Source organism: Paenibacillus sp. N22P23 (assembly GCF_059383735.1).
In genome coordinates, this window is record NZ_JBXENT010000002.1 from 672870 (window position 1) to 689664 (window position 16795).

At 45.8% G+C, this 16795-nt stretch carries 17 protein-coding genes; 10 read left to right on the forward strand and 7 right to left on the reverse strand.

Features of this window, described 5'->3' with window-relative positions; all coding sequences use genetic code 11:
- Nucleotides 1–92 precede the first annotated feature (92 nt).
- The 3 genes from AC506A_RS13535 to AC506A_RS13545 form a co-directional block, all read right to left on the reverse strand.
- Nucleotides 93–929, reverse strand: a complete 837-nt coding sequence (locus AC506A_RS13535; RefSeq protein WP_495461519.1) for an HAD-IIA family hydrolase — start codon at nt 927–929, stop codon at nt 93–95.
- On the reverse strand, nt 913–2253 hold the full coding sequence (locus AC506A_RS13540) for an alkaline phosphatase family protein (RefSeq protein WP_495461520.1): 1341 nt from the start codon (nt 2251–2253) through the stop codon (nt 913–915). The genes AC506A_RS13535 and AC506A_RS13540 overlap by 17 nt, the downstream gene beginning before the upstream one ends.
- 143 nt (nt 2254–2396) lie before the next feature.
- Nucleotides 2397–2981: a glycerol-3-phosphate responsive antiterminator gene (locus AC506A_RS13545; protein ID WP_495461521.1), complete on the reverse strand. Its 585-nt coding sequence runs from the start codon at nt 2979–2981 to the stop codon at nt 2397–2399.
- 156 nt (nt 2982–3137) lie between these two features.
- Between AC506A_RS13545 and sigV the strand changes: the two genes are divergently transcribed.
- The 3 genes from sigV to AC506A_RS13560 all read left to right on the forward strand — a co-directional run bounded on the left by sigV (nt 3138) and on the right by AC506A_RS13560 (nt 5586).
- A complete protein-coding gene (sigV, locus tag AC506A_RS13550) occupies nt 3138–3653 on the forward strand; it encodes an RNA polymerase sigma factor SigV (protein ID WP_495461522.1) in 516 nt (171 codons plus the stop codon).
- Entirely contained in the window at nt 3646–4524 is an 879-nt protein-coding gene (rsiV, locus tag AC506A_RS13555; RefSeq protein WP_495461523.1) for an anti-sigma-V factor RsiV, read from the forward strand. The genes sigV and rsiV overlap by 8 nt, the downstream gene beginning before the upstream one ends.
- A gap of 90 nt (nt 4525–4614) precedes the next feature.
- Nucleotides 4615–5586 carry a stalk domain-containing protein gene (locus tag AC506A_RS13560; RefSeq protein WP_495461524.1) on the forward strand — a complete coding sequence of 324 codons (972 nt, stop codon included), beginning with the start codon at nt 4615–4617 and terminating at the stop codon, nt 5584–5586.
- 59 nt (nt 5587–5645) lie between these two features.
- Here the strand turns inward: AC506A_RS13560 and AC506A_RS13565 are convergent, their stop codons facing one another.
- Nucleotides 5646–6005 (reverse strand): YuzC family spore coat inner layer protein, encoded by a 360-nt coding sequence (locus AC506A_RS13565; protein ID WP_495461525.1) that lies wholly within the window; start codon nt 6003–6005, stop codon nt 5646–5648.
- 227 nt (nt 6006–6232) lie between these two features.
- Here AC506A_RS13565 and AC506A_RS13570 point away from each other — a divergent pair, with 227 nt between their 5' ends.
- Nucleotides 6233–6973, forward strand: a complete 741-nt coding sequence (locus AC506A_RS13570) for a C40 family peptidase (RefSeq protein WP_495461526.1) — start codon at nt 6233–6235, stop codon at nt 6971–6973.
- A 75-nt stretch (nt 6974–7048) separates the two neighbouring features.
- Here the strand turns inward: AC506A_RS13570 and AC506A_RS13575 are convergent, their stop codons facing one another.
- From AC506A_RS13575 to AC506A_RS13585, 3 genes are all read right to left on the reverse strand, one after another.
- The gene (locus tag AC506A_RS13575) at nt 7049–7423 is read right to left on the reverse strand and encodes a hypothetical protein (RefSeq protein WP_495461527.1); all 375 of its coding nucleotides are present in this window, start codon (nt 7421–7423) and stop codon (nt 7049–7051) included.
- A 109-nt stretch (nt 7424–7532) separates the two neighbouring features.
- On the reverse strand, nt 7533–7865 hold the full coding sequence (locus AC506A_RS13580) for a hypothetical protein (protein ID WP_495461528.1): 333 nt from the start codon (nt 7863–7865) through the stop codon (nt 7533–7535).
- Between the two features lie 101 nt (nt 7866–7966).
- Nucleotides 7967–8443, reverse strand: a complete 477-nt coding sequence (locus AC506A_RS13585) for a hypothetical protein (protein ID WP_495461529.1) — start codon at nt 8441–8443, stop codon at nt 7967–7969.
- Between the two features lie 138 nt (nt 8444–8581).
- Here AC506A_RS13585 and AC506A_RS13590 point away from each other — a divergent pair, with 138 nt between their 5' ends.
- The 6 genes from AC506A_RS13590 (at nt 8582) to AC506A_RS13615 (ending at nt 16631) form a co-directional block, all read left to right on the forward strand.
- Nucleotides 8582–9478 (forward strand): hypothetical protein, encoded by an 897-nt coding sequence (locus AC506A_RS13590; RefSeq protein WP_495461530.1) that lies wholly within the window; start codon nt 8582–8584, stop codon nt 9476–9478.
- A gap of 557 nt (nt 9479–10035) precedes the next feature.
- Complete coding sequence (locus tag AC506A_RS13595; RefSeq protein ID WP_495461531.1) at nt 10036–10980, forward strand: ribose-phosphate diphosphokinase; 945 nt, start codon at nt 10036–10038, stop codon at nt 10978–10980.
- A gap of 805 nt (nt 10981–11785) precedes the next feature.
- Nucleotides 11786–13459: a GAF domain-containing sensor histidine kinase gene (locus tag AC506A_RS13600; protein WP_495461532.1), complete on the forward strand. Its 1674-nt coding sequence runs from the start codon at nt 11786–11788 to the stop codon at nt 13457–13459.
- A 13-nt stretch (nt 13460–13472) separates the two neighbouring features.
- A complete protein-coding gene (locus AC506A_RS13605; protein WP_495461533.1) occupies nt 13473–14150 on the forward strand; it encodes a response regulator in 678 nt (225 codons plus the stop codon).
- 157 nt (nt 14151–14307) lie between these two features.
- Nucleotides 14308–14883, forward strand: coding sequence for an NADPH-dependent FMN reductase (locus AC506A_RS13610; protein ID WP_495461534.1), 576 nt, complete (start codon nt 14308–14310; stop codon nt 14881–14883).
- A gap of 209 nt (nt 14884–15092) precedes the next feature.
- Nucleotides 15093–16631, forward strand: coding sequence for a DHA2 family efflux MFS transporter permease subunit (locus AC506A_RS13615; RefSeq protein WP_495461535.1), 1539 nt, complete (start codon nt 15093–15095; stop codon nt 16629–16631).
- Nucleotides 16632–16795 lie beyond the last annotated feature (164 nt).

A 16795-nucleotide genomic window follows, 5' to 3' on the forward strand; every position in this document is an offset into this window, starting at 1 on the left:
ACGTTCTCAACGCCCTTTCATGGCAGATGGTTAACTTTTGTTTAAATGATATGGTATGGCGTTAACTTGCTAGGCCTTATTGCTGTCTGTGTTCACAGATTGCAGCCCTCCAACAGTTCTGCAATCGTTGCATACACATAATCTGCCATCGGCCAAGCATTAGCAGCACTTTCTTCTCGCCTTGGCATAGTTTCATTTTCCAATCTGATCCATACGGTATGCATGCCCGCATGTTTTCCACCGATTATATCCGTATAATAATTGTCCCCGATCATAACGCTTTCCTTTTCACTACAACCGAATGCTTGCATGCCGTAAAGAAACAAATTCGACTCCGGCTTACCCACATACTCTGCTTTCCGGCCCGTCACCGATTCGATAGCAGCAATGAGAGCACCTGTTTCCGGTACTCGCTTTCCATTGCTGCCAGGATGGTAGCCATCGGCGTTTGCTCCAATTAGAATCGCCCCTCTATCCACTTCTCCAGCAACCTTCTCCAGTGTAGCGTAGGAAAACGTAATATCAAGGCCAACGACAACAACATCGGACTCTTCCTCAGAATCGAGCGGGAGCAGTTCATGTCCTGCTGAAGCTAGCGCGGCACTCAGCCCATCGCTGCCAACCGATTTCACTCGCTTGTTGCCGTATTTATTCTTGATGTATAGACCCGTTAAATCGGTAGCCGTAAATATGTCTTCAGAGGGAATTTCCAAGCCCATTTTATGAAGTTTCATCTTCACTTCACGTGCTGTAAGCCGGGAGTTATTCGTAATAAAACCTACCTTTTTGCCTTCCTGTTTAAGTCTTTCTATTAACTTGCCGGCGCTCGGCGCCAACGTATCCGTAAAATAAATACAGCCATCCAGATCGAAAAAAAACGCCTTTACCTGATCAAAAAGCTCTCCCCCTTTCTTAAGCGTTACTTCCATCAGCTACACCTGCTTTCCAAATTTCATCAAGAGCACGACCATCGGTATCAGGCAGCTCTCCTCCAATCAGACGCATCAAAGTAGGCGCTATATCGACCAGTTTTATTTCCCCCAATTTAACGGAAGGCTGAATGGATTTGCCCGTAGCAGCAAAAATCGCCTTCATTTGTTCATGCTGTGGAAGATATCCGTGCATACCATAAAATTTTCCACCCTCCTGTAACACTTCCTCGCCTGTATGGTCGAAATGTATGAAACAATCGAGTTCAGCTTCGAAAATGAAGTCCGGACAATGATCCGCCATTTCTCCTTCCGCCGGCAAGCCTAATTCTGCATACTGCTGAGGCTCGAATATGCGAGCGATGCCCGGCGTACTATGAAGCAGCTCCCGAACTTCATCCATAAGCCGGGTGCGCTCCTCAGCTTGATCTTCCAGTACATACACATAACCGATTCCACCATTGGATACCGCCGCCACTTTCCCGATTAATGGCGTGGACTGCTCAAACCATCCTTTTTGCTTAAACAGCACATTTGGATAAAATGTTCGTGTTGTATTCACAAAGCCGTGGTCGGAAACGATGAACAAATCCGTATTGTCCCATTTTCCCGTTGACTTCAAAGTTTCAATTAAGTCTCCGATCCGTTCATCAATATATTCGAGAGCCCAGTACACTTCACTCGTAGAAATGCCATAAACGTGCTGATAAGTGTCTGGCATTAAGTAGTGCATGAGCAGCAAATCCGGATTGTGGTTGGTCAGCAGATGTTTGGCAATTTCAGTCGTCAGCCAATCCTGCATTGGGGCATTTTCATGCTCACAGCTCCAAGCTCCATATTTGTCTACCGGAAAACCAGCATTCTTCAGCTCCATCCACCACTCCTGAGTGCTGTAAGATTCAAATAACTCTTGCTGATAAAATTCAGGGATGCACCAGTCCAAAGCTTTTGCCTGACGCGTCTTAGGCCAGCAAATGGCAGCCGTCTTCCAACCTCTAGCCTTGGCCATGTCGTAGATTGTAGGTACACATACACTTTCTTCTTTATTCCATGTCAAGTCTCCGAAGTGCTCCCCCACTCTTCCAGCGGGACGATCGATAACCCAATTGCCCAACACTCCGTGCTTGCGGGGATAAACACCAGTAACCATGCTTGTATGAATCGCCCATGTAGCTGTCGGAGCAATGCTGACCATTGCCTCTGCAGATGCTCCGGTCTCCATGATTTTCCGTAGTACCGGCATTTTCACTTGTGGATCTCGTAAATAGAAAGCAGCCATCCCATCGATACTGATAACTATGATCTGACGATTCTCCTTGTTCACTGGTCGAATCCTTCCTCTCGTAATTAGGTTTGAAATAAAAAAACTCCCAGCAACAAGACACACGTACATAGGGTACATGGCCTCATTGTTGGGAGCTTTCTCTTCGTCATCACTCCAACAGATGAACATAACACGTTATAAGATTAATTTAATTGATCGAAAGTAAGGTTCCAAAGTTCCTTATTGCTTACCGACAAAGAAGTCGCTCCCGCATTCAAGGCCGTATTTACCTCTTCACGGGTTTGGATGAGACCACTGGCGATAATCAGTTTATCACTCAGCAGTTCCGAAAATGTGCGGATCACTTTATCAATAACACCCGGCATTAATTCAATGCCGTCAGGATCGACCTGTCGACTCAGCTTCAGACCATTCTCAAGAGCAACCGTATCGATTACGAACAGGTGAAGAATGCCATACAATCCGAATCGTTTCGCTTCCTTGATGATATGGCTCTTGGGAGAAATAACACCATCAGCTCCGGCGTACTTTGCAATCCATTCCAGACTCTCACGGTCGGTACTAGACAACCCCTTTATCAAATCAAGGTGAACAAAAGCTCCTTTGCCTGCCTCTTTCGTTAAACGAACCGACTGAACAAGTTCCAGAACGGTGCCTCCCATAAAAAAAACATTGTCGACAGGGCTTCTCAAGGCATCATCAAGGTCTTCCGACTTTCGGACTGCTGCAATAATCGGGTTTTTCCCAACTTTATATAATAGTTGCATTATTCAGCCCTCGTCTTCTATGTTTTCAACCAAATCCTATCTTAGGAACTGAATCTTGTCAACATCCTGGTTGGCAAATAATTCTGCAGCAAACTTTTTGCTAACCTGGATCGTCATAGTCTTACGGCCCTTATTGTAAAGGAGAGTTCATTCACCATGTTTGCTTCCCCTTCTTCGAAGGAAGTGCTGCAATGCATCTTACAACACAAAGATAACGCCTATCGTTTGGCCTATACATACGTCAGAAATCCCGATGACGCACTGGACATTATTCAAGAGGCTATCAAGAAAGCGTTAACCGCCTCAAAGTCACTCAAAGATGTTGCCCAAGCGAAAAGTTGGTTTTATCGCATCGTCATAAACGCCGCGTTAGACTTTTTGAGGAAAAAGAAATACGTGGTTACCTTCGACGAGGAGACGCTCGAAACCTATGGATTACATTCACAAGATGCCTATCGGGACCTTGATTTGGAACATGCGATGAGCTTGCTCCCTCCCCTTTATCGCAGTGTAGTCGTGCTCCGCTACTTCGACGACATGAAAATCGAAGAAATCGCCCATGTCTTAAACGAAAATGTCAACACGATCAAGACGCGATTGTATGAAGCGCTTCGTAAATTGCGCTTGTTCATGAACGATGAAAACTTGAATAAGGTGGATGGAAATGGGTAACAAGATGACCGAACTGAAGCGACAATATAACGAAATACCTGTCCCCGAGGGTCTGGACATTATTGTAGAAGAAGCAATTCGCAAGCATGTCCATAAGAAGACGATACGCATTCGATGGGTCGCTGCCGCGGCTGCAATTGTGACCTTGTTTATTTCCGCTCTAAACATAAGTCCCTCGTTTGCGAATGCGTCTTCGAAGTGGCCGGTCATCGGCCCCCTCGTTAAAGTACTAACGATCCGCGAATACAAGGTAGAAGAACCAACTTATAAAGCCCATATTCAAGTACCGGCCATTTCCGATCTTGGTGACACGTCGTTAGAACAACAGTTAAACAGCAAATATGCTGCGGAGAGCAAACGGCTGTACGATGCATTCATGGCAGAAATGGAAGATTTGAAGCAAAGCGGCGGCGGTGAAGCTGGTGTGGAAAGCGGTTATGTTGTCAAAACCGATACGGATCGCCTGTTGTCCGTTGGACGCTATGTCGTCAATACCGTAGGTTCTTCCTCAACTACGTTCAAATACGATACAGTCGACAAAGTGAACCATGCACTCATCACGCTGCCGAGTCTCTTTAAAGGCGACCAGTATATCGATCTCATCAGCAGCAACATTAAGGAACAAATGATAGCAAGAATGAAACAAGACAAAAACTCGTTTTTCTGGGTTACTGGAAATGGTCAGCAAGAGTCGGATTTGAATTTCAGATCCATCGAGAAGGATCAAAACTTCTATATTAACGCCGACAACAAACTTGTGATTTCCTTCGATAAGTACGCTGTCGCCCCCGGATCGATGGGGATCGTAGAGTTCGTCATTCCGACGGAACGATTAGCTGATGATCTGATCAATCAAGCATACGTAAAATAATTTCGGATCGGAGAATTGTTCCAAACTTTCTCGTGAGGTTCCCCGTCATAGCTATGTGTAGATCACAATAAGCTTACGGAGGTCATCTCAATGAAGAAAAAAACGATTATCGCTGCAGGGTTAACCGCAACCATGACGCTCGGGCTCGCGGCTGGTGTATACGCATCCGGGCAATTGACCCAAGTGAAGGCATTCTTAAATCCGTCCGTACAAGTTAATGTCGGCGGCAGCCAAGTCGAGTTAAAAGATGAGGACGGCTCGGCATTGACGCCGCTTGTTTATAACAACCGCACGTATTTGCCCGTTCGCAGCGTAGCCGGACAGCTCGGTTACGACGTCTATTGGGAAGGATCGTCACAGACGGCCTATTTCACCCCAAACAGCGAGTTTCTTGAGTACCGTATGGATGAGCAATTGATGTTGGACAAATACGGCTACTCCTTGCAGATTCCGTCTTCGTTCGGCGGTAAGCTTCGCCCGACTGTTTGGCCGGCGGAATCGATCGCGGACGGAATAAAGTCCGGAGCATTGTCGGCGAATGCTCTAAGTGCGATCGACTTGCTTTACTTGCCGCAAGATGCGGCATCGCCTGAAGCACACGTTGTTGCTACAATCGAAGTGATAGATCAAGCGAAATGGAATGCGGATAATCATGATGCCAAAGATTCCGAATTGGGAAGCAAAGGCGAGTATGTATATGTCCTGCGAGGCGCGAAGGAGAATCCGTTCGGAGCAGGCACTTCGGATAATGCCAGCTACAAGGAGATCGTCGAACATCTGACGGCAAGAGGATATGATCTAGTCCTCTCCCCTGCCGCATCAGCAAGTGCAGAAATCGTTTCTAAGCTCGTCGGATCTTGGACCGAATCACGCAAAGGAACCGTGATGGAACTGACCGCGGACGGCGTCTTCTATCGTGCGGGCCAGGCAGTAGGGAACTACTTGATCGTTGACTCGTCCCATATCCGCATTGTTGCGGACAGGTCCGTTAGTACGGTCGAGTTCATCGTAAATGGCGATACGCTTGAATTGGCCGGTCAAACCTTCACTAGAACGAAATAGAGCGCAATGACAAGAAAGGTGCATGATCCTAAGCGGATATGCACCTTTCTTTATTACGATTACCAACACAACGATAATCGGATCGCGAAACAAGCATTAGAATCCGTTGGTTTAAACGATAACATGATTCCATCAGGATTGAATTCAGTGGTGACAGGAGTTGTTACACCCGCGGCATGGATCAACTTATTAATCTGATCGTGGTCGCTTTCCGAAGCGGCTTTTTTAATTTTCTTAGCCAGGTCAGGGCTATGGGAAATACTGTTTAACAAATGATACATTTCTAAGGTAGGCATCAGAAATTGGATTGCTGAATGTTTAAATTGGTTGACATCCTCCGGATCTGGGGTAGCTGGTCGATAGTAATAGTTCCAATTAGGATACCAATATAATGGTTGATGATAATAATAATATTGCATTCCTATTTCACCCTTCCATACAATAAGCTTCTTAGAATTTCTTTAGTGTATGGCCCATTCTTTTAATGAGTGCGGAACTTTCCTAGCATGTCTGAATAAATTCTCATAAACTTCTAATAAAGGGCTGAAATAGCCGCTCTGACGGAATTTTCTCTCTCAGAGGAAAAGATTAGGCTTTCAGATATGTGATAGAGTGAATCCCGACATCAAACAATGGAGGGACTCACATGTCTGCAAAGCCTATTCTACGTAAAATAATAGCCGTCGGCTTGTGCACCGTTATCGGGTTCGGAGCATTAAGCATCGGACAAGCCTCATTTCTGCCGAAAGCGTCAGCCGCAACCGTCTACGAAACGAAGGTCACGTCCGGAGTAAACTTGCGCGCAAGCGCCAGCACAAGCGGCCGCGTCATTCGCTTAATTCCGACGGGTGAATCGATCCATATCATCTCCGAGGTAAACAGCTATTGGCTTAAGGTCTCCGATAAGCGTGGCAATACCGGCTACATATCCGCGAACGATAAATATACGAGCCACAGCGGTCCAAGTTCGTCGGGTTCGGGTTCATCAAACTCTAGCAGCTCGAATGCCGATCGTGTCGTCGACATCGCCAAAAGCTACATGGGCCGCGTCCATTATGATTTCGGTACGCGCAACCCGTCGAAGCTGATCTTCGATTGCTCTTCGTTTACGGAATTCGTCTTCGCTAAAGTAGGCGTGGATCTGAAGTGGGGCACGAAATCCCAGAAAACCCAAGGCTCCTATACAAGCAAAAGCATCCTGCGCAAAGGCGATCTCGTCTTCTTCGATACGATCGGAAGCAACAACAGCGTCATCAATCATGTCGGAATTTCCATCGGCGGCGGTCAGTTTATCCACAACACCCCGTCTAACGACGGACTTGCAATTAATTCGTTGACTTCCGGCTATTGGTCAACGCATTATGTAACGGCTAGACGAGTACTCTAGAGCTAAATTCAGGTGGAAGAGGTTGTCTTATGACAGCCTCTTTTTTTCCATCAAGATTATTTTCGCCATCGCACATCAGTACTGACCATTTGCTTTCATTAACGCGCGATCATTCTCTTTCAGACGCGGACACGTATAACAATAGTTAAATGCCGTATTCCGGCGATACGGCAGGCGATAAGCAAGGCAGCAAGCCATCTTTAATGCTGTTTTTTTGTTCGGATCCTCAGGATCTTCAATATACCTGCGTTTCCTTGCAAATGGATTTGTCAGAAGTCCGAATGCACTTGCATCGATATCGATAAGATGTGTCTGAAAGTGATCAATGATAGCCTGCCTTCGTTCCTCGTCCGTAACTTCGCCTAGCTCCTCATTCATTTGATCATAAGCGGCATCCACGATTTGACCCCATAATATAATTTGGTTCATTCGAGCCAGACGCGCTAGCATTCGGATCAAAGTGCTCCGGCAACTAAAGGAAGAGTCAAATTAGAAAATGATGCAGCAGCTTTTCTTCGTTTAGTAAATCTGCCATGGGCATGCTGAGCACGACTTAAACTTATGCACGATTCCGCCAAAGCTTGAGCGCTTCGTCAAGTATGAGCTCATGCGTAAACACCGTGTATTCCATCCAAGGATAAGCTGGAATGAACGCTACCCGATTGTCCCCAACCGCCTCCAGCCTGTTCCAATCCGCTGAATTTACTAGTGTTTGCCACGTGAATTGTGATAGCGGATCCTCGTCCAGGACAAGCAAGATTCGGTGGCCCTCATATGCCGCCAGCTGCGCCGGATTCACTTGTTGGTCTGGTTTCATGCGATCTACGCCATACGCGGGCATCAGACGCAGATCATCGTAAAATACCGTGGCTAGACTTCGGCCGGCCAACACGGTGCAGCTCTCTCCTGTAATTCTCAGGATGAGGAGTCTCTCCTCTTTCAACACTTCCTGGACTTCTTCTCTTACGAATCGAGCTTTACGATCATAGTTATTTAATGATTAATCAACATAATTTCTTTGCCTAAGTTATTGTAAAATATAACTTTAAAGTTTGGAGTCGGATTCCATATTCTTTCATCAACTACAATAACGTTATTTCCACTTTTAAACTCAATTTTGCGACCCTTTGCTATGCCATCAATAATAACCGAGTAGCTCCGTATATCATTTGCGATTTCTATATTTTTAATCATGATGGCCACAGATCCCTTTTCCATTCCTCCAATAATGTAGTTTCCTAGTTCCTCTCCAACATAGTGTTCATAATTTGACTTACCTCTAAATACATAAATATTATTTGTGCCAGAAAAGATATAGGACTTATCTTTAAGGGTTACTATCTGCGGATCTTCTATTTGCTGATCCTTAATAAACTGATTGATATTGTAATGGTTGCGAGTTAAAAATGTTTGACCCAAAATCACAACCAATAATAAAGCAATAAAGACTATAAGCATCCTTTTACCCATAAAACACACCCCTATTATCTAAATTTTCCCTAAAGTAAATTGTTTTCGACAAAATTTTACAACATTTTCATAAATAATGTTATATTCTGTCAATTGTACATCGGCCGGTGTCGAATACACAACTTTGGAGGACTAATCATGAACAAACGTTTTAGTATTACTCTTTGCCTTTTACTTTCTCTAGTACTCGCTTGCGGTACTTCAGTATTTGCTGCTGGAGGAAATCAGTCCCAAAATTCCATACTTGATAGAACGGATATTGAGAGGTTAGTATCCTTTGGATTTACTGACAAAGAAATTGAGTTAATGACGCAAGAGGAATACGAAGCCTTTAATTCCAAGTACGGAGCGGATACAACCGGGACATTAATTGCCGTTGATACTAAATATTATCGCGTAAGCACCGAAGACGGAGTGACGGATATTAGTAAGGAACAGGCAGAAAAAGAGGTTAAAGCTTATAAAGAGAAAAAAGAAAAACAAGCACAGGGCGGAATATCGACCTTTGCTACTGACACTGAAACTACTTCTTGGATGAGAATGACGACTTCAAATTCTCTAGTTAGTGGAACAACAACTGAGTATCTGTTGAAGAATTCTTTTGACTGGCTCATAACCCCAACCTATGCACTGACAGATGTTATTGGAATGACCTTTAACTCTAATTTGACTTACATTCAAGATTCTGAGTATGCTGTTTATTCTCGTGATTTTGCTGGTGTAAACCCACCAGCGTCAGAATCGGAATATATTTGGACTGCAGAACATAAGAGTGCAAACGCAGGTATTGCATTTGATATTGACTTAAAGCTATATTCGAACAACGGTTCGAGATCAACTAAAACTCATAGAGGATATATGACGTTCAGAGTTTTGAAGAACAATACTACCTCAACTTCTACAAACGTTTATGGTCATTATTCACATCTGTATAATACTATTACTTTTGATGTTAGCTTTCCTGCAGGCATGGCGATTTCAGGTGCTACTAATCACGACGATATGACTGATACAGGTATTAGCTTTCCCCTGTAATACATTATATTAAAATTTTTTCTAGTGGAAGTCCCATTGGTCATCAGTTAAGACCTTTGGGACTTCCTTTTTCTTATTTCTAAATAGTCGGGGTGGTAAAGTTAGAAATATTATTGGTGATCGTTTGATGGTGGTTTTTAATAAAGAAAACGGTTATCTAAACTCTATCAAAACAGCAATAATGTTAAATTCTATAGCGAAATATACGATTAATAAAAAGTTTGTACATAATGATTCAAATATGGCATCGGTATTGACTATGGAAAATGCTTGTTACAAAAGCTGGTATTATTAATCACGGGCTTGAAAATCTCCGCCACCCTGATTGGTGAATAAACTCTGCCAATTCGCGCAGCCCTGACACATAATTCGCGCGGTGCTGTTGGCAGTGAAGCCTAAACAGACTATTCAAGACCGTTCTTTTTTACAGGTAAGGTTTTTTTTGAGTTTACAAAGGAAAAGGATATAATGGAACTAACTGTATGTTGCAAGAAAATAAAAACCTATGCTTACCATGCATAAATGGCATAGCAATTCTATTAGGAGGCGTCCAGCGGATGCAAAATGTAAAAATATTTTCCGGTTCATCGAACCTCCCGCTCGCGAAAGAGCTATGCAGGCAGCTTAATGTTCCTCTTGGAGACATTGAGATTTCCAGGTTGCAAAGCGGAGAAATCAGCTTACGTTATATCGAATCGATTCGCTCTGCTCATGTCTATATCGTTCAATCCTTGTCTCATCCCGTAAATGAGCATTTAGTCGAACTCATGATTATGATTGATGCTGCAAAACGGGCTTCAGCCAAAACGATTAATATCGTTATGCCGTATTATGGCTATGCTCGTCAGGAACGGAAAGCAGCCCCGCGCGAACCAATTTCCGCGAAACTCGTAGCTGATGTGCTGACAACTGTTGGTGCTGACCGCTTAATTACTGTTGATCTTCATGCCGATCCGATTCAAGGTTTTTTCGATATCCCTGTTGATCATATTACCGCTTTGGATCTTATCACGGATTATTTGAAGTCAATGAACATTAAGAATCCGGTAGTTGTTTCACCTGACGCTGGTCGGGCAACAACCGCTGAGAAGCTCGCCAACTATATGGACTGTCCGTTTGCAATTATGATTAAGAACCGCCCTGCTCACAATAAGACGAAAATCACTCATATTATCGGTGAAGTCGAAGGCATGACTCCGATTATTATAGAGGATTTAATCGATACAGGTGGTACGATTGTGAATGTTGTTGAGGCGTTGCATAAGAGAGGCGCGAATGACGCCTATATTTGCGCAACACATGGGTTGTTCTCGGATAACGCGCTCGAGAAGCTGTCGCATCCCTACATTAAAAAGGTCGTTATTACGGATACCATCGCAATTGACCCGAACCATTCGGATAAGTTCGTTGTACTTCCAATGGCGGAGCTTCTCGCAACTGCGCTCCAAATTATTAATAATGGCGGATCGATAAATACACTGTTTAAGACGAAGCAAATGTAAGGAATCGTGAGAGTGAGAGACAAGAAAAAAAGCAAGCGGCATTTAGTTGCCGCTTGCTTTTTTTGCTTCCGGTACTGGAAAATGTTCGACCAATCATTTTATGGTAGCATGCAAGCCTTCCTAACGGGATAGAGTAAGTTTTAGAACACACCGATTTCCAACATGAACCGAATGCCACGCCGTTTTAACGGGGTTCTCGAAATAATTAAGTTGAACTATCATAAAAAAGTGCTATTACCGTAGAACCAAGTGAGTATTCCAAAAAATAAAAATCGTCCCTCAAACTTAACCTTAGAAACATAACGAATCAGTAGCCACGTTACAATAATAAACAAGCCAAGGCTGTAGATATAAAGGAAGACCCTCAAACTTCAAATAATCACTCTTTTCATATAATTTGAATACATACCTACTACTACTACTAGGACTACTAGTAACTAGTGTTATCTTTCATAATTAGTTATAAAACGGTACCCGCAAACCCGCAAGGTTCCGTTACAGTTATTTCATCATTTGCGTTCACAATCTTTAGATGTACCCTCCTGTGAAAACTATGCAAGGTCCAGCGATATCTACAACTACTTCTTGTTTTGAGACTTCCCGACCTTTTTCTTATCTTGTACCATAGCTACTCTGGGTCAGCTAAACGAGAGAATCCTGCACTGGATATTTCTAAATCGTGTATCTAGTTGTTCGTTAATTTTAAATAAAACGGTGAAGCAGGTTGATACAAGCTTCGCCTTTTTTTTGTGTAGAGGAAATTAGCCTCTTCTTCTCGAACCTAACTGTAAAAGGGGAAATGACGATGACGACCGATCCTCATATACAAGAGCTACTTACACTTAAGATTATCGCCGAAACGTTGAACCAGTCTAACGATCTGACACTCATGCTCAATACGGTGATGGAAAAATTGCTGGAGCTGACTGGGCTGCAAGCCGGATGGATTTTCCTAACCGGTGACCGGATGGACTATACATGCATCGCCGATAGTAATCTGCCGGCGGCTCTGCTGAATGAAGATAAAGCTCCGATGCGCTGTGGTACTTGCTGGTGTCTGGATCGTTTTTGGGAAAATGACTTGAATAATGCTGTTAATATATTACACTGCAAACGATTGGAAGATGCGGTTAAATTCAGCCGGGGTGACACTCGTGGCATTACCCACCATGCCACCGTACCGCTCCGCTCCGGTGATCGACGGTTCGGAGTTCTGAATGTCGCATCGCCCGGCAAGTCGCATTTCTCGAAAGAAGAACTCGCGCTGTTGCAGGCGGTCGCATTCCAAATCAGCAGCGCCGTCGACCGGATGCGTCTCTATGCAATTGAACAACGGCGGGCAGAGTTGTTCGCGCGGCTAGGCAACTTCAGTCGATCGATTGGCATGGTTGTAAGTAGCGGAACGGAATTGGAGCGGCTTAAGGAGCTTATCGTGCAGCAGATCGGAGAACATTTCGAATGGCCGTTCGCCGCTCTGCTGGAAACGGTCAATGACGAACTTTTCCTGCAAGCAGTTTATGCGAACGGACTTACATCCCTGCCGGATACACGGCTCCTGCTGCCGGTAACAAACTGGTTAAGAGAGGCCAACCGCAAACGACGCTATGTCGCGGCAACAACTGATCAGACTTCAGTGCTGGCCGACTGTCACGAGCTGCAGGGGCTGTCTCCTAAGCTATCAACTGCCCAGGCTGTCCCGATTCCGAGCGCTGGTTTAATGCCGCAAAGTATGCTGCTAGTCGGGGATGATGCGACCGGACGTATTATGCGGACAATCGATAAAGAGGTGCTGGAGGCACTCGCTGATCACATTGCGATGGCACTCGAAAGCGCTCAGTTAGAGGAGCAGCGGCGGGAGCTCGCCCGCCTTGCAGAGCGCAATCGGCTCGCCCGTGATTTGCATGACTCCGTCTGCCAAATGCTATTCTCGCTCTCCATGACGGCCAAAGGCGTGGAAAGCTTACTCAGGAACGGTAAGCCCGAAGTGGCGCTTCAGCCGATGGGAGACATTCTATCCCTCTCCCAAACAGCGCTCAAGGAAATGCGCGCCCTCATTATGCAACTTCGCCCGCCTGGCCTTGAGGTAGGCCTTGTTACGGCGCTTCAGACATACGGCGAGAAGCTGGAGCTCCGTGTTCATACGCAGGTGTCCAGTATTTGTGAGCTGCCACGAAATGTGGAAGAAGCGCTATGGCGAATCGGGCAAGAGGCGCTGAACAATGTGTACAAACATTCAGAATCTGCGGAGGCATCGATCGACTTGAAACTGGATGCACAACAAGCGATCCTCCGGATAACCGACAAGGGGCGCGGTGTAAAGAAAACAAAGCGTCATCCGCAAGCTGCGCCTTCGTACGGCCTATCGATAATGAGAGAGAGAGCGGAAGCACTTGGCGGCCGATTTACGCTCACAAGCGTAAACAAGGGCGGAACTACGATAGAGGTTGCGATTCCATGCACAATAAATAGCAATCAATAGGAAGTGATCATTCATGGCAATTAAATTACTGCTGGCTGACGATCATGCGATGGTCCGCAAAGGGTTACAGGTATTTTTAAAGACTCAGCCCGATATTGAGCTGGTAGGTGAAGCCGCTAATGGACAAGAAACGATCGATAAGTCAGCCGAGCTCCATCCGGACGTCATCCTCATGGATCTGAACATGCCGGTGCTAAACGGTATTGAAACGACGAAAAGTCTTCAACTTTCCCATCCCGAGATCAAAGTCATCGTTCTTACTTCATTTTCCGACCAAGATCATGTGCTCCCCGCGATTCGAGCAGGTGCTAAGGGATATCTGCTTAAAGATATCGAGCCGGACGAACTTGTACAAGCAATTAAGCGAGTATACGAAGGAAAGGTCGAACTGCATTCAGAGGCCGCTGGGCTGCTCATGAAACTAGTCGCCTCACCGGAGCTATCCGCCGACTCCCACATGGCAAAAGGACCGACGGCATCGGCTGGGACACCTAATGAGCGACTGACACGAAAAGAGCAGGAGGTACTTCAACTCATCGCACGTGGACGAAGCAATAAAGAAATCGGTGAAGCCCTCTTCATTACCGAGAAGACGGTCAAGACCCATGTCAGTCACCTGCTCGACAAGCTCGGCTTGGCCGACCGGACGCAAGCCGCCATCTATGCCGTTAAACAGGGACTCGGCGACTAAACCCGCTCACTCCGACTAAAGTTGTAGTAAAGTTCAGCCGAAAGGCTGGACTTTTTGTGTTGCTGTCATCATCCTTCCCGATGACGCTGAATTGGCGTTCTCTGCTGTAAGATGAACTCATCGAAAGCAAAACAATCGCCAGGAAGGATTGAATCCTATGAAAATCGTCATTATCGCAGGCAGCAACCGCAAATCATCCACAAGTACACGGCTTGTCGAATATATCGAACGCCTCATCGAGGAGAAGGGGCATTCGGCCGCTCTGTTCGACTTGTATCGCAACCCACTTCCCTTTTATTCTCCTGATGAATCGGAAGATGGCCATAGCGGACTGAGTGAATTGAAAGGCTTGTTGCGCAAAGCCGATGCTGTCATTCTCGCTTCACCCGAATACCACGGAGGAATGAGCGGCGTATTAAAAAATGTGCTCGATCATCTCGGACAGACCTATTTTGGCGGTAAGCCGGTGCTTTCCGTCAGCTCTGCCGGCGGCGCGGTCGGCGTAAGCTCGCTGATACAGCTGCAATCGACTGTCCGTAATTTGCACGGTATAAATGCCCCGGAGTGGTTGTCGATTGGCGGTGCGCAACGCGAATGGTTTGAAACTGGGCGGAACTTTAATGAAATTGGACAAGAAATCGATGACCGTATCCACCGAGTGCTCGACTCGTTCCTCGCGCTCACATTGCTTGTCCGCGGAAACCGCGGGCCTGCTACGGGGACTGTTGTCTAAAGGAGGTGTAGCAGCGATGATTACTCGTTTTGCTGGTTTATGAGGCCGGAATACCTTTTGGAGACTAATAACAATTTTTTAACGAAGCTACAGGATGGTAAGCAGGTGTGGATCGATACCGTTCCAGCTTGTGAGGATGAGTTCTAAGGTATGCCGGTCGTGAAGTGTGGAACTACAACAAACAATGTTACTGGAGGGAACTGCACACAATGAAGGCAGAGCGGAAACATGTTGGCATTGTAATCGCCGGCTTGCTGTTGGGTATTCTAATGGCATCCATGGACAATTCGATTGTCATGACAGCAATGGGTTCGATCGTTCATGATCTCGGCGGCATGGATAAATTCGTATGGGTCACTTCGGCTTATATGGTTGCAGAAATGGCAGGTATGCCGATTTTCGGCAAGCTGTCCGATATGTACGGAAGGAAGAAGTTCTTTATTTTCGGTATTATTACTTTTATAATCGGGTCCATCCTCTGCGGGACGGCGGATTCGATTACTGAGCTTAGCGTTTATCGCGCGATTCAAGGGATCGGCGGCGGCGCGCTTGTGCCGATCGCATTCACCATTATGTACGACACTGTACCTCTTGAAAGCCGTGGCAAGCTTGGTGGTCTATTCGGTGCCGTCTTCGGCATGTCGAGTATATTCGGTCCGCTGCTCGGTGCTTATATTACAGACTATATCAACTGGGAGTGGATTTTCTACATCAACCTCCCGCTTGGCCTGATCGCGTTCGTCATGATTGCATTCTTCTATAAAGAGTCGGTGGAGCATTCCAAGCAGAAGATCGACTGGGGTGGCGCGTTCACATTGGTAGCCGGCATCATCTGTCTGATGTTCGCCCTTGAGCTTGGCGGCAAACCGAATTACGCTTGGGATTCGGCTCGAATCTTAGGCTTGTTCGCTGGCTCTTCGGTGATGATGATCTCCTTTATACTTATCGAGCGTAAAGCGGCTGAACCAATTATTAACTTTAATATGTTCCGTAAGCGGCTGTACTTGACCAGCAATGCGATGGCGATGTTCAGCGGTGCGGCCTATATGACAGCTACCGTGTTCATTCCGATCTTTATCCAGGGGGTACTCGGGGGCAATGCAACGAATGCCGGCCTTGTATTACTGCCAATGATGCTCGGTACCGTTGTAACAGCAACTGGAAGCGGTTTTCTGAACACGAAGATTACGTTCCGTTCGATTATGATTGCAACGCTGGCTGTGCTTGTCGCAGGTAATGTGCTTCTAACAACACTTGGCGTCGATTCCTCTCGTTTCATCGTGACAGTTTTTATGATCATTATAGGTATTGGCATCGGCGCGTCGTTCTCCGTGCTTGGCAATGCCGCGATTTATTCGTTCTCTCCGCGAGAGCGTGGTGCGGCGAGCGCCACGCTGAACTTCCTACGTTCCCTTGGTATGACTATAGGTATAACGGTTTTCGGGATTATTCAAAGTCACGCGATGACGAACAAAATCAAAGATGCTTTTGCTGGCTCTGAAGGCGGCGGAACAATGCCTGCGAACCTAAATCTTAGCGATCCGCGCGCGATTCTAACACCGGAGACGCGAGAGCAAATTCCAAAGGATGTGCTGGACAAAATCGTGTCCGCGCTATCCTCCTCTATCACCTATACCTTCCTGTGGGCGATCATCCCATCCGTGCTTGCGCTAGTTTTCGCGATCTTCATGAGCCGCGAAAAATTAGATGCTATGGCGGAAAGCAGCGAGTACAGCTCGTCGCATTAAATGTGCAGTCGTAAAGCCATAAGAGTTGGATAAACAAGTTTAATGGTCATAGTAGCTTTAAATTGTATAACGAGGGAGCAACTGCTATGACCAAGGATCGGACCACCACTCTACAGGAACGGATCGATATTGTACTCTTCTTCCTTCGGGCGTTATACATAAAT

What these genes read in the sequence shown, in the direction of transcription:
- AC506A_RS13560 (WP_495461524.1), top strand. Translation starts at nt 4,615, where the DNA reads ATGAAGAAAAAAACGATTATCGCTGCAGGGTTAACCGCAACCATGACG.
- AC506A_RS13605 (WP_495461533.1), top strand. Translation starts at nt 13,473, where the DNA reads ATGGCAATTAAATTACTGCTGGCTGACGATCATGCGATGGTCCGCAAA.
- rsiV (WP_495461523.1), top strand. Translation starts at nt 3,646, where the DNA reads ATGGGTAACAAGATGACCGAACTGAAGCGACAATATAACGAAATACCT.
- AC506A_RS13600 (WP_495461532.1), top strand. Translation starts at nt 11,786, where the DNA reads ATGACGACCGATCCTCATATACAAGAGCTACTTACACTTAAGATTATC.
- AC506A_RS13570 (WP_495461526.1), top strand. Translation starts at nt 6,233, where the DNA reads ATGTCTGCAAAGCCTATTCTACGTAAAATAATAGCCGTCGGCTTGTGC.
- AC506A_RS13565 (WP_495461525.1), bottom strand. Translation starts at nt 6,005, where the DNA reads ATGCAATATTATTATTATCATCAACCATTATATTGGTATCCTAATTGG.
- AC506A_RS13535 (WP_495461519.1), bottom strand. Translation starts at nt 929, where the DNA reads ATGGAAGTAACGCTTAAGAAAGGGGGAGAGCTTTTTGATCAGGTAAAG.
- AC506A_RS13595 (WP_495461531.1), top strand. Translation starts at nt 10,036, where the DNA reads ATGCAAAATGTAAAAATATTTTCCGGTTCATCGAACCTCCCGCTCGCG.
- AC506A_RS13610 (WP_495461534.1), top strand. Translation starts at nt 14,308, where the DNA reads ATGAAAATCGTCATTATCGCAGGCAGCAACCGCAAATCATCCACAAGT.
- AC506A_RS13590 (WP_495461530.1), top strand. Translation starts at nt 8,582, where the DNA reads ATGAACAAACGTTTTAGTATTACTCTTTGCCTTTTACTTTCTCTAGTA.
- AC506A_RS13545 (WP_495461521.1), bottom strand. Translation starts at nt 2,981, where the DNA reads ATGCAACTATTATATAAAGTTGGGAAAAACCCGATTATTGCAGCAGTC.
- AC506A_RS13585 (WP_495461529.1), bottom strand. Translation starts at nt 8,443, where the DNA reads ATGGGTAAAAGGATGCTTATAGTCTTTATTGCTTTATTATTGGTTGTG.
- AC506A_RS13615 (WP_495461535.1), top strand. Translation starts at nt 15,093, where the DNA reads ATGAAGGCAGAGCGGAAACATGTTGGCATTGTAATCGCCGGCTTGCTG.
- AC506A_RS13575 (WP_495461527.1), bottom strand. Translation starts at nt 7,423, where the DNA reads ATGCTAGCGCGTCTGGCTCGAATGAACCAAATTATATTATGGGGTCAA.
- sigV (WP_495461522.1), top strand. Translation starts at nt 3,138, where the DNA reads ATGTTTGCTTCCCCTTCTTCGAAGGAAGTGCTGCAATGCATCTTACAA.